Genomic DNA, 11,952 nt, shown 5'->3' with positions numbered 1-11,952 from the left:
GCAGCGCGCAACGCGTCCGGCGCCCCGGAAGTTGAGAGAGGGAGGGAGCGGCCGTCAGGCCTTCTTCGCGCCCGGGAAGCCCAGCTTCTCGCGCTGCTCGTAGTACGCCTTGGCCACCGCCTGGGCCAGCGCGCGCACGCGCAGGATGTAGCGCTGGCGCTCGGTCACGCTGATCGCACGGCGTGCATCGAGCAGGTTGAAGGTATGGCTGGCCTTCATCACCTGCTCATAGGCCGGCAGCGGCAGGTTCACTTCCACCAGCTTCTGCGCTTCGCGCTCGCAGGCGTCGAAGCGGTGGAACAGTTCTTCCACGTCGGCGTATTCGAAGTTGTAGGTGCTCTGCTCCACCTCGTTCTGGTGGTAGACGTCGCCGTAGGTCACCGGCTGGCCGTCCGGGCCGTAGGTCCAGACCAGGTCGTAGACGTTGTCGCAGTTCTGCAGGTACATGCACAGGCGCTCGAGACCGTAGGTGATCTCGCCCAGCACCGGGCGGCACTCCAGGCCACCGGCCTGCTGGAAGTAGGTGAACTGGGTCACCTCCATGCCGTTGAGCCAGACTTCCCAGCCCAAGCCCCAGGCACCCAGCGTCGGCGATTCCCAGTTGTCCTCGACGAAGCGCAGGTCGTGCACCAGCGGATCGATGCCCAGTGCCTTCAGCGAATCCAGGTACAGCTGCTGGATGTTGTCCGGCGCCGGCTTCATCGCCACCTGGTACTGGTAGTAGCGCTGCAGGCGGTTCGGGTTCTCGCCGTAGCGGCCATCGGTCGGGCGGCGCGACGGCTGCACGTAAGCCGCGTTCCAGCTTTCCGGCCCGATCGCACGCAGGAAGGTGGCCGGGTGGAAGGTACCGGCACCCACCTCCAGGTCGAGCGGCTGGATGAGCACGCAGCCCTGCTGGGCCCAGAACTGGTTCAGGGTCTGGATCAGGCCCTGGAAGGTGATCGGAACGGTCGGGGTCGCGGACATGCGTACGAGTCTTGGCCGGCAAGGGGGTGCGCTAGTATAACGGCCGACCTGCGGGGCATTCCGTACCCGGGAGGAGCAGGCAGATGGAACATCGGCTGCCGGCAGGCACGCCCGGCGAGGCGGGCGGCGTCACGCTGCCCTGGGGGCGGCTGCATTTCGAGCAGATTGCCGCAGCCCTGATTGCCGATGACCTGGTGGCCGAGCAGGACCGCGAGCGCATGCGGTTTTCCGCACAGGGCGCGCGCAACGCCAGCGAAGTGCACCCGCTGGTACTGCTGTCCAACCTCAAGCTGGCCGCCACCGGCGGCGGCGAACTGACCCTGGAACGCCTCACCGAGTGGCTGGCGCAGCGCACCGGCAGCCGCTACCTGCGCATCGATCCAACCCGGGTCGACGTCGCTGCGGTGACCGCGCTGGTGTCGCACGCCTACGCGCGCCGCCACCGTTTCCTGCCGTTGGCGGTGGATGCCGAGCGCGTGCTGGTGGCCACCAGCGAGCCGCTGGTGCAGGAATGGCGCCGCGACCTGCAGCACCTGACCCGCCGCCGCATCGAACTGGCGGTGGTCAATCCGCTGGACCTGCACCGCTACACCATGGAGTTCTACGGGGTGACCCGCTCGGTGCGCGGCGCCCGTGGCGACGTGCGCGGCGAGGCCAACACCACCCTGCCCAGCTTCGAGCAGCTGGTGGAGCTGGGCCGCACCGGCGACGTCAATGCCGACGACCAGCACATCGTGCACATCGTCGACTGGCTGCTGCAGTACGCCTACGAACAGCGCGCCTCGGACATCCACCTGGAGCCACGCCGCGAGATGGGGCGCATGCGCTTCCGCATCGACGGCGTGCTGCACAAGGTGTTCGAGGTACCGCCGGCAGTGATGACCGCCGTGGTCAGCCGCATCAAGGTGCTCGGCCGCATGGACCTGGCCGAGCGCCGGCGCCCGCAGGACGGCCGCATCAAGACCCGCTCGCCGGGCGGCCGCGAGGTCGAGATGCGCCTGTCGACCATGCCCACCGCCTTCGGCGAGAAGTGCGTGATGCGCATCTTCGACCCCGATGCCGCCTTCAAGAGCATCGACCAGCTCGGTTTCAGCCCGCAGGAGGCCGCCGGCTGGAATGCGCTGGTCGAGCGCCCGCACGGCATCGTGCTGGTGACCGGCCCGACCGGCTCGGGCAAGACCACCACCCTGTATTCCACGCTGAAGCGGCTGGCGACGCCGGACGTGAACGTCTGCACAGTAGAGGACCCGATCGAGATGATCGCGCCCGAATTCAACCAGATGCAGGTGCAGACCAACATCGATCTGGACTTCGCCAGCGGCGTGCGCACCCTGCTGCGGCAGGACCCGGACATCATCATGATCGGCGAGATCCGCGACCTGGAAACGGCGCAGATGGCGGTGCAGGCCTCGCTGACCGGCCATCTGGTGCTGTCCACCCTGCATACCAACGACGCGCCCTCGGCGGTCACCCGCCTGCTCGACCTGGGCGTGCCGCACTACCTGCTGGCCAGCACCCTCAACGGCATCCTCGCCCAGCGCCTGGTGCGCACGCTGTGCCCGCACTGCAAGCAGCCGCACAGCCTCGGCGCCGCCGACTGGGCGGTGCTGGCTGATAGCCATGCTGCATATCCAGATGCCGCCACGCCCTGTCGGCCGGTCGGTTGCCTGGAGTGCCGGCGCACCGGATTCCTTGGCCGCATCGGGCTGTATGAGTTGCTGCCATTGGGCTCGCGGCTGCGCGGGCAGATCCGTGCCGACATGGATCTGGCCGGTTTCAGCCGGGCCGCACGGGCTGAAGGGCTGCGAACCCTGCGCCAGGCCGGGCTTGAAAAGGTGGCGCAGGGGCTGACTACAATCGAGGAAGTCCTGTCAGTCCTGCCGCCCCCGGATGAACCCAGCCCCGTTCCTGATCCTTGAAACCGGCCGCCCGGTACCGTCGCTGCGACGCTACGGGCGCTTTCCGCACTGGATCCGGGTCGCCGCCGGGCTGGAAGAACACGAGACGGTGGTGGTCGATGTCGAACACGGTGGCGCTCTGCCCGACCCACATGCGTTCGCTGGCGTGCTGGTGACCGGCTCGGCCGCCTTCGTCACCGACCACGCCGAATGGAGTGAGCGCAGCGCCGCATGGCTGCGCCAGACCGCCCACGACGATCTGCCGGTGTTCGGCATCTGCTACGGCCACCAGCTGCTGGCACACGCGCTGGGTGGCGAGGTGGCCTACAACCCGGCCGGGCGGGAATCGGGCACGATCGAGCTGGAACTGCAGCCGCAGGCGGCGCAGGACCCGCTGTTCCAGGGCCTGCCGCAGCATTTCGCCGCCCATGCCACCCATCTGCAGACCGTGCTGCGCGCACCTGATGGCGCCGAAGTGCTGGCACGCTCACCACTGGACGGCTGCCATGCCTTCCGCTGGGGCCGCCAGGCCTGGGGCGTGCAGTTCCATCCGGAATTCGCCACCCACCACATGCGCGGCTACGTGCGCGCCCGTGCCGACTGCATCGGTCGCCACGGCGGTTGTGCCCGCAGCATCGAGCGTGCGGTCAGCGCCGCGCCGCTGGCCCGCCAGCTGTTGCGCCGCTTCGTCCGCCAGGCGCGGCTGTCTTCAGCCCAGCCGGCGGCAAAACAGGGATAATCGGCGGCACGGGCAGCCGCCCGGCCCCTCCTGTCCTTCCCGGATGTCCATGAAAGAGATTCGCAAGCTGCCGGCTTCGGCGGGCGCCCAGTGGTTGCTGGATACGTTCTCGCTGTACCGGCGTGCGCCGCTGCAGCTGGCCCGGATCGGCCTGACCTGGCTGCTGGTGAGCTGGGTGGTGACCTTGCTGTCGACGCTGATTCCCGGCGCCGCCGGCATGGCCGTACAGCTGATGACCCTGGCCATCTCGCCGATCATGTTCGGCGGCATGCTGTATGCCGTGGGCGAGATCGACGAAGGCCGCCCGGGCCTGGCCTCGCACCTGCTGCAGCCGATCCGCGACCACCGCGTCAGCCACCTGCTGGTGCCGCTGGCGATCCAGGTGCTGGCGGTGCTGCTGCTGGGCGCGCTGCTGTTCCTGATGATCGGCCGCGAGGGCTTCACCGCCTTCAGCGAGGTCATGACCAAGATGGAAGAGATCAGCCGCAGTGGCCAGCAGATCAAGCCGGACGATGCAGCGGCGCTGGTCGCCAACCTGCCGGCCAAGCGCATCGCGCTGTGGATGCTGCTGGTGTTCCTGAGCGCGGTGGCGCTGTCGCTGGCGATGTTCACCCAGCCGGCGCTGGTCGTGTTCGACAAGCAGAGCGGCATGCATGCGCTGCGCCTGAGCCTGCAGGGCTGCATCGAGAACATCGGCGCGATGTTCGTGTTCGCCGCACTCGGCCTGATCGCCGCGTTCTGCATGTACATCCTGTTCGTGATCGTGATCCAGATCGCGATGCTGATCGGTGGCCCGCTGGCCGCGGCCTTCATCGCCCAGCTGGTGCTGACCACGGTGCTGATGCCGCTGTATGTCGGCGCGGTCTACGCCGCGTGGAAGCAGATGTTCGTGCACCGCGGCAGCCGCGCGGCGCCGCCGATTCCGACCACGCCGACCTCGAGCGACGTGTTCCACGCCTGACCGGCCCCACCGGTAGCGCCGGGCCATGCCCGGCGGTGGCATCACATCGAACCCGGCACGCCGGGCATGGCCCGGCGCTACCGCATCAGGCGGCGGGTTTCTTCACTACCGACGACGGCACCAGCCAGCGTGCGGCGTGGATGCCCAGCTCGTACAGCAGGCACATCGGGATCGCCAGCATCAGCTGCGACACCACGTCCGGCGGGGTCAGCACCGCCGCCACCACGAAGATGCCAACGATCGCGTAACCGCGGCCTTCCTTGAACTGCTGCGGCGTCACCCAGCCGAGCAGCACCAGGATCACCATCGCCACCGGCAGTTCGAAACTGCCGCCGAAAGCGAAGAAGATCGCCAGCACGAAATCCAGGTAGGCATTCGCATCCGGAGTGATCGCAATCACGTCCGGGCTGAAGGTGGTCAGAAAATGGAACACCGCCGGCAGCACCAGGAAGTAGGCGAAGGCGCAGCCGGTGTAGAACAGCAGTACCGACGACACCAGCAACGGCACCGCCAGGCGCTTCTCACGCGCATACAGGCCCGGGGCAACGAACGCCCACAGCTGGTACAGCAGCCAAGGCACCGCCACGAACAGGGCCACGAAGAAGGTCAGCTTCAACGGTGCGAAGAAGGCACCGGCCGGGTTGGTGGCGATCATCGTCTGCCCGTTCGGCAGCTGCGACACCAGCGGTTCGGCCAGCGCGTTGTACAGCTTCTGGGTAAACGGCAGCAGGGCCAGCAGCACCACGCCCAGGCCCAGCAATGCGCGCACCAGGCGGCCGCGCAGTTCCACCAGATGTTCGACCAGCGAGCTTTCGCCGAAATCCTGTTCACTCATGGCTGGCGCTCCGTGCTCTGCGGCGGCGGCGCACCGGCTTCAGGGGGTGTCGCCGGCGTCGGCTCGGGAGCAACGCTCTCCTGTGCCGGCGCATCGGCATCGGGCGCAGCGCTCATATGCGGCGGCAGATCCGCAGGCGCCGGTGCGCGAACCTCCTGCGCCAGCGTATCGCCCTGCTGCTGGGCCTCCTGCGCTTCGCGACGGATCGCTTCACCGCTGGCGCGCAGCTGGTTCTCGGTGTCCTGCATGCCCTGGCGCACGTCCTGCATCTGCCGCTTGATGTCCTCGGCCTGCAGTTCGCGCTCCAGTTCCTGTTTCACCGAATCCCACTGATTGCGGGCACGACGCACCCACAGGCCGGCGAAGCGGGCCGCCTTGGGCAGGCGCTCGGGACCGAGCACCACCAGGGCGACCACTGCAATCACCAGCAGTTCGCTGAAGCCGATATCGAACACCGCAACCGCTCCGGATCAGCGAGCGTTACGGTCGTGCTCGTCCTGCGCAGTGCGCGAGGCGTCCTGGCTGCGCGACTCATCGCCCAGCTGCGCGTTCGGCTTGTCTTCGTCGCGCATGCCCTTCTTGAATTCCTTGACCGCCGAACCGAGATCCTTGGCGCCGCTGGTCAGGCGCTTGGTGCCGAACACCAGCAGGACGATGGCCAGCACGACCAACCAATGCCAGATGCTGAAACTGCCCATAAAGACGCTCGTTACGTTAGTGATCAGGCTGTCGAGCATAGCGCACCGGGTGTTAGCCGGCGCGCGTGACGAAAGTCAGTTTCCGCCCAGCGTTTCCGTGCGGATTTCGCCGTCGTTGACCGGCTGGAAACCCTGCTGCTGCGGCGGCGGGTTCTGCGGCACGTTCTGCAGCGGCGCGGTGGTGGCCTCGGCTGGGGCGGCCGGCGCTGCCTGAACAGGCGCGGGAGCAACCGCCGGGGCCGCTGCCGGACGCGGGGCGCTGCCGCCGTTGCCGCTGCGGTTGTTGCGCGCGGCGTAGGTGGCCTCTTCCAGGCGATCGCGGAAGGCGACCACATCCATCGACGGCGAACCGGCGGCGCGGCCTTCGAAGATCATGCGCGGTGTGGTGTTGCTGCCGTATGCATCCAGATTGGCGGCATCATCGATCTGCAGCACCGCACCATCCAGCGCGACACCGGCGAACAGGCCGCGTGCGCGCGACCAGGACCAGATCTCGGCCTTCAGCTGGCCGTCGGTGGCAGCGGCGGCATTGCGGCCGACCGGGCCGGCGGCGACACCGGCATCGGCGCCCAGCGTGAACTTGCCGTTGACCAGATTGTCCAGGCTGCGGTCGTTGCGGAACACCAGCACCACATCGGAGGACTGCACACCGGCCTGGAAGCCGATGCTGCCGCCAGTGAGCTTCACGAACACCGGATTGGACCAGGCGCCATTGGGCATGCGCACCGACATCAGGCCGTGGCCACGGCGACCGCCAATGACCAGACCGGCCTTGATCGTGTCGGGAATGACGATGACCGCGCGGCCTTCGTCGAGCAATTTGTCCGGAATGCCCTGTTCAGGGATTTCCTGGATTTCAGCCAGCACGCGCACGGCATTGCGGGCACGCTGGTCTTCCTGCGGTCCGGCCATGGCCTGGCTGGACAGCAGGCTGGCGGCGATCAGCAGGGCTTGGATCGGGCGACGCATGGCAGGCTCCAGAAGTCAGTCCATAGGAAGATATAGCAAGTGACTGAAATTAGTAGTGTTGTCATGAATCTCCAATGAGCGTTCCCTGCTCACATTGACGCGCGCTATCCCTGCAATCCGAACCCTGCATCCCGGCACGGCGCCGGATCGGCGACAATACCGCCCATGCTCGACGCACCCGATACCGCCGTGCTGGCGGTCAACCTAGGCACGCCCGAGACGCCGACGGCCCCCGCCGTACGCCGTTACCTGGCTGAATTCCTGTCCGACCCCCGCGTGGTCTCGATCCCGGCACTGCTGTGGCAGCCGCTGCTGCGCGGGTTGATCCTGCCGCTGCGCAGCGGCCGTTCGGCGGCCAAGTACGCCCAGGTCTGGCTGCCCGACGGCTCACCGTTGATGGTGCACACCCGGCAGCTGGCGCAGGCGATGCAGGCCCTGCTGCCGACCCTGAAGGTTCGCCATGCGATGCGCTATGGCGAACCCGCCCTGGCCAGCGAGCTCGACCGCCTCGCCGCCGAAGGCGCGCGTCGCATCGTGGTGCTGCCGTTGTACCCGCAGTACTCCACCACCACCACCGCCTCGGTCGAAGACCGCGTCGATGCGTGGCAGCGCCGCAACCCGGGCGTAACCGTCAGCCTGGTGCGCGACTACTCGGTCGATCCGGGCTGGGTCGAGGCCGTGGCCGGCTCGATCCGCCGCTACTGGGAACAGCACGGTCGCGGCCAGAAGCTGATGTTCTCCTTCCACGGCATCCCGCAGCGCCTGGCCGATGCAGGCGATCCGTATCCGCAGCGCTGCGAGGCCAGTGCGCAGGCCATCGCCAAGGCGTTGGAACTGGGCAGGGACGAGTGGCAGATGGGTTACCAGTCGCGGTTTGGCCGCGAGCGCTGGCTGCAGCCCTATGCCGAACCCAGCCTGTGGGCGCTGGCCGAATCCGGCGTGAAGCAGATCGACGTTGTCTGCCCGGGCTTTGCCACCGATTGCCTTGAAACGCTGGAGGAAGTGGCGCTGGGGTTCACCGAGACGCTGGCCGAGCGCGGCGCGACGATGCGCTACATCCCGTGCCTCAACGCCGATCCGGAACACGCTCGCGCCCTGGCGCGGTTGGCCGTGGCCTCGCTGGCATGAGTCTGCAGCCGTTTGAACTGGAGGTCGGTGGCGCGCGCGTCGCCGGCCTGCGCAACCACGGCGACGGCCCGCGCGTGTTGGCCCTGCATGGCTGGCTCGACAACGCGGCCAGCTTCGTGCCGCTGGCGCCGCATCTGTCGTCGCTGCAATTGGTAGCGATCGACCTGCCCGGTCACGGCCACAGCGCGCATCTGCCGGCGGGTGCCAGCTACACCACGGCCGCCGCGATCTGCCACGTACTCGATGTCGCCGATGCACTGGGCTGGGACCGCTTCAACCTGCTCGGCCATTCGATGGGCGCCGGCATCGCCAGCCTCACCGCCTCGGTCAGTGATAGGGTCGAACGGCTGGTGGCGATCGAAGCACTCGGCGGCCTGCGTGGTCCCGAGGAAGAAACCGCCAACCGCCTGCGCGAGCATGTGAATGCCACGCGTGGGCTGGCGCGAAAGCAGTTGCGCGTGTTTCCCGACCTCGCCGCGCCGATCCGCGCGCGGATGATGACCAACCAGCTCAGCGAACGCTGTGCACGGCTGCTGGTCGAGCGCGGCGTGGAGCCTGTCGAAGGCGGCTACCGCTGGTGCAGCGACCCGCGCCTGATGCTGCCCACTGCGATCCGCCTCAGCGAAGGCCAGATCGACAACCTGCTGCAGGCCATTGCCTGCCCGACGCAGGTGATCTACGCCACGCCGGCACAGTCCTACTATCCCGAGCCGATGCGCAGTGATCGCCTGCAGCACCTGCGCAATGGCCGTCTGGCGGTGTTTGCCGGCAACCATCACCTGCACATGGAAGATCCGGAACAGATCGCAGATGTGATCCTGCACTTCTTCAACAACGACAACGGCGGCTGAGCGCAGGCACCGGCGCGCTTCACTCTGCGCGTCTGCGGCCGATACATCAGTTGCGGGCCCTTGCGTCCGCAGCACGCAGGTCCGGTCGGGCCTGCGGCGTGTGTCTGGTTCTGCAAGGAAGTCCGCATGCCCGCTCCATTGCACCGCCACCCACAGGATGTGGTCACGGTGTCCCGTCTCCGCGTCGCTGATCGCGTCGCATTCCCCGAATTCCCGGCTCGCGCCCTGGTCACGCACTCCTGCGTGCGCCGCGGCGTGGCCGTTGTCGTTTGCTGATCCAGGAGTCGCCGATGTCCGTTGCATCCTCCCGTCCCCCCGATACCGCCCGACTGCCGCATCTGCAGCAGCTCGCCCGCCGCGCTGACCGCCGCCTGCTGATCGGCAGCGCGGTCCTGGCCCTGGCTGGCCTGGTGCTGGCCCTGCGTGGTCCGCAGCTGCAGGCCGCCGCGTTGGTGGCCGTCGCCGTGCTGCCAGCCGCGTGGTTCGGCGGACCGCAGGCGGGCCGGGCCGTCGCCCGCAACGGCTTGGCATTGCTGTTGTCGCTGCAGCTGGCCGTGTTGTGCGCGATCGCCGGCCTGTCACCGGCGTTGCCGATTGCCCTCCTGCTGGGCGTGCTGCTGGGCCACCGCGATCGCCTTCCGGTGTGGCTGGCCGGTGGCGTCGGCACGCTCGCGCTGCTGGCACCGCTGCAGGCGGGCGCTGCCGCGTGGCCAACGCTGCTGCAGGCCGGCATGTTCGCGGGCCTGACCTTGTTCCTCGGCCAGGTCGCACTGCGCCTTCGGCAGCAGACCGAGGCCCTTGGCCATGGCCCGCATCGGCTTGCCGCGCTGGCACGTGACATCGCCACCGGTGCCGATCTTGGTGCACATGCCGACACCAGCGCCTATGCACCGGGTTCACTCGCCCACGCCCTGGCCGACACCGCACGCCACGTGCAGGCACAGCGTGGACGCGAGGCGGCGGCCCATGCCGAGAACGCGCAGATCCGCCAGGCGCTGGATGCCTCGCGGACCGCGATGATGATCGCTGACAACGACCACGTGATCCGCTATGTGAACCGCTCGGTGGTAGCCCTGCTGCGCAACCAGCAGGCGACGCTGCGACAGGCCTTCCCCGATTTCGATGCCGAACGCCTGGTCGGCAGCAGCATCCATCGTTTCCATGCCAACCCGGAGCGTATCCGCGCCATCCTCAACGGCCTGCAGGTCACGCACAACGGCAAGGTGCAGATCGGACCGGTGCACTTCGCCCAGGTGGTCACCCCGGTGTTCGACGCGCAGGGCATGCGCCTGGGCTTCGCCGTGGAGTGGCATGACCGCACCCATGAGCTCGCGCTGGAGAACGCCGTGGCCGGCATCGTTGCAGCGGCAGCGGCCGGTGACCTCGACCAGCGCCTGCAGGCCACTGAAGGTGCCAGCTTCCTCGATGGCCTGACCGGTGGCATCAACCAGCTGCTCGATACGCTCGGCAGCACCGTCAACGAAGTGCGGCAGATGCTCTCGGCATTGGCCAACGGTGATCTGGATCGGCGCATGCACGGCGAGTATCACGGCGCTTTCGCTGCGATCCAGCGCGATGCCAATGCCACGGCCGGGCAGTTGGCACGCATGGTCGGTCGCATCCAGGAATGTGCGGCGTCGATCAGTACCGCCGCCAGCGAGATTGCCGCCGGCAACGGCGCATTGTCCGAGCGCAGTGAGCGCCAGGCCGCGCACCTGCAGGAGACTGCAGCATCGATGGAGGAACTCACCGCCACCGTGCGCCAGAACGCCGCCCATGCGCGTGAGGCCAGTGCGTTGGCCGCCTCCACGCAGAGCGCTGCCAGTGACGGCAACACGGCCATGCAGCGGGTGGTGGATACCATGCAGGCCATCGAAGGTGCCTCGAAGCGGATCGGCGACATCACCGGCGTCATCGACGGCATTGCCTTCCAGACCAATATCCTGGCGTTGAACGCAGCGGTGGAGGCGGCACGCGCCGGCGAGCAGGGCCGAGGCTTTGCCGTGGTGGCCAGCGAGGTGCGCGTGCTGGCACAGCGTTCGGCGGCGGCCGCACAGGAGATCAAGAAGCTGATCGACGAAGCAGGCCGGCAGGTGGGCGAAGGTGCCCAGCTGGTGGCCGACGCCGGCCAACGCATGCAGGGCATTGTGGGCGGCGTGGAGGATGTCAGCCACCTGATGCGCGAGATTTCCGCAGCGTCGCAGGAGCAGTCGATCGGTATCGAGCAGATCAACCAGACCGTGGTGCAGATGGATCAGGCCACGCAGCAGAACGCGGCGCTGGTGGAAGAAGCCACCGCTGCCGCACGTGAGCTGCAGTCGCAGGCGGGGACGCTGACTGAGGCGGTCTCGGTGTTCCGCCAGCAGGAAGCACATGAGGAGGCTCTGGTCGCCTGATCCCGTTTTTCAGGTGATCCCGATGAAGACGGCGCCCGCGGGGCGCCGTTTTTTTGCGTGTTGTGCGTGATGGGTCACGCCGGTAGCGGCCCGCACTGGTTGGCGCCGTGGTTTCTCGCGGAGAGCATCCACGCGCGGCGTGGACCTATTCGGCAAACGATTGCGGCGCGGGCCTGCTGTGGGTTAGTTGGCAACCTTGGTTGGCGCCTGGGTTCCTCGCGGAGAGCATCCACGCATGGCGTGGATCTACCGCTGATCCCTCTGCCATCGGTAGTCGCCAACCTTGGTTGGCGCCGCCGCTCGCGGCGGTTCCATCAACGCGTCTGCCGGCCAGTGGCCGTGGTTACCCGGTATTTCCTGCGCTCAAAGAAAAACCCCGCTGCGCAAGCAGCGGGGTTTTGGGTGTAAACCCTGGCGATGACCTACTCTCGCATGGCTTGAGCCACACTACCATCGGCGCAGCTGCGTTTCACTTCCGAGTTCGGGATGGGATCGGGTGGTTCCACAGCGC

General features: G+C 67.8%; 11 protein-coding genes and 1 rRNA gene. 6 read left to right on the top strand and 6 right to left on the bottom strand.

The window, feature by feature from the left end:
• Positions 1 to 54: 54 nt before the first annotated feature.
• Positions 55 to 966, bottom strand: a complete 912-nt coding sequence (glyQ, locus tag AC5P8D_RS10920; protein WP_019337946.1) for a glycine--tRNA ligase subunit alpha — start codon at positions 964 to 966, stop codon at positions 55 to 57.
• Between the two features lie 83 nt (positions 967 to 1,049).
• Here glyQ and AC5P8D_RS10915 point away from each other — a divergent pair, with 83 nt between their 5' ends.
• From AC5P8D_RS10915 to AC5P8D_RS10905, 3 genes are read left to right on the top strand one after another with little or no spacing between them, the layout of a single operon-like run.
• A complete protein-coding gene (locus AC5P8D_RS10915) occupies positions 1,050 to 2,885 on the top strand; it encodes a GspE/PulE family protein (protein WP_197645998.1) in 1,836 nt (611 codons plus the stop codon).
• The gene (locus AC5P8D_RS10910) at positions 2,857 to 3,603 is read left to right on the top strand and encodes a glutamine amidotransferase (protein ID WP_010482408.1); all 747 of its coding nucleotides are present in this window, start codon (positions 2,857 to 2,859) and stop codon (positions 3,601 to 3,603) included. Before AC5P8D_RS10915 ends, AC5P8D_RS10910 begins: the two co-directional genes overlap by 29 nt.
• Before the next feature lie 49 nt (positions 3,604 to 3,652).
• The gene (locus AC5P8D_RS10905; protein ID WP_010482409.1) at positions 3,653 to 4,564 is read left to right on the top strand and encodes a BPSS1780 family membrane protein; all 912 of its coding nucleotides are present in this window, start codon (positions 3,653 to 3,655) and stop codon (positions 4,562 to 4,564) included.
• Positions 4,565 to 4,649: 85 nt separating this feature from the next.
• On the opposite strand, the gene tatC is transcribed toward AC5P8D_RS10905, so the two are convergent.
• From tatC to AC5P8D_RS10885, 4 genes are all read right to left on the bottom strand, one after another.
• Positions 4,650 to 5,399 (bottom strand): twin-arginine translocase subunit TatC, encoded by a 750-nt coding sequence (gene tatC / locus AC5P8D_RS10900; protein ID WP_010482410.1) that lies wholly within the window; start codon positions 5,397 to 5,399, stop codon positions 4,650 to 4,652.
• A complete protein-coding gene (gene tatB, locus AC5P8D_RS10895) occupies positions 5,396 to 5,854 on the bottom strand; it encodes a Sec-independent protein translocase protein TatB (RefSeq protein ID WP_010482411.1) in 459 nt (152 codons plus the stop codon). Before tatB ends, tatC begins: the two co-directional genes overlap by 4 nt.
• A 15-nt stretch (positions 5,855 to 5,869) precedes the next feature.
• Complete coding sequence (gene tatA / locus AC5P8D_RS10890) at positions 5,870 to 6,097, bottom strand: Sec-independent protein translocase subunit TatA (protein WP_005420453.1); 228 nt, start codon at positions 6,095 to 6,097, stop codon at positions 5,870 to 5,872.
• A 75-nt stretch (positions 6,098 to 6,172) separates the two neighbouring features.
• On the bottom strand, positions 6,173 to 7,066 hold the full coding sequence (locus tag AC5P8D_RS10885; RefSeq protein ID WP_010482416.1) for a lipid-binding SYLF domain-containing protein: 894 nt from the start codon (positions 7,064 to 7,066) through the stop codon (positions 6,173 to 6,175).
• 165 nt (positions 7,067 to 7,231) lie between these two features.
• Here AC5P8D_RS10885 and hemH point away from each other — a divergent pair, with 165 nt between their 5' ends.
• From hemH to AC5P8D_RS10870, 3 genes are all read left to right on the top strand, one after another.
• Positions 7,232 to 8,194 (top strand): ferrochelatase, encoded by a 963-nt coding sequence (gene hemH / locus AC5P8D_RS10880; protein WP_100447107.1) that lies wholly within the window; start codon positions 7,232 to 7,234, stop codon positions 8,192 to 8,194.
• The gene (locus AC5P8D_RS10875) at positions 8,191 to 9,045 is read left to right on the top strand and encodes an alpha/beta fold hydrolase (protein ID WP_010482418.1); all 855 of its coding nucleotides are present in this window, start codon (positions 8,191 to 8,193) and stop codon (positions 9,043 to 9,045) included. Before hemH ends, AC5P8D_RS10875 begins: the two co-directional genes overlap by 4 nt.
• A 290-nt stretch (positions 9,046 to 9,335) precedes the next feature.
• On the top strand, positions 9,336 to 11,441 hold the full coding sequence (locus tag AC5P8D_RS10870; protein ID WP_241888678.1) for a methyl-accepting chemotaxis protein: 2,106 nt from the start codon (positions 9,336 to 9,338) through the stop codon (positions 11,439 to 11,441).
• Between the two features lie 409 nt (positions 11,442 to 11,850).
• On the opposite strand, the gene rrf is transcribed toward AC5P8D_RS10870, so the two are convergent.
• Positions 11,851 to 11,952: ribosomal RNA gene (gene rrf / locus AC5P8D_RS10865) — 5S ribosomal RNA — on the bottom strand; the annotation flags it as partial.

This window comes from Stenotrophomonas sp. YJH_SMC_101-4, from assembly GCF_059370395.1.
The sequence above is the reverse complement of the archived record's forward strand: the minus strand, read 5'-3'. Positions and strand labels throughout refer to the sequence as shown.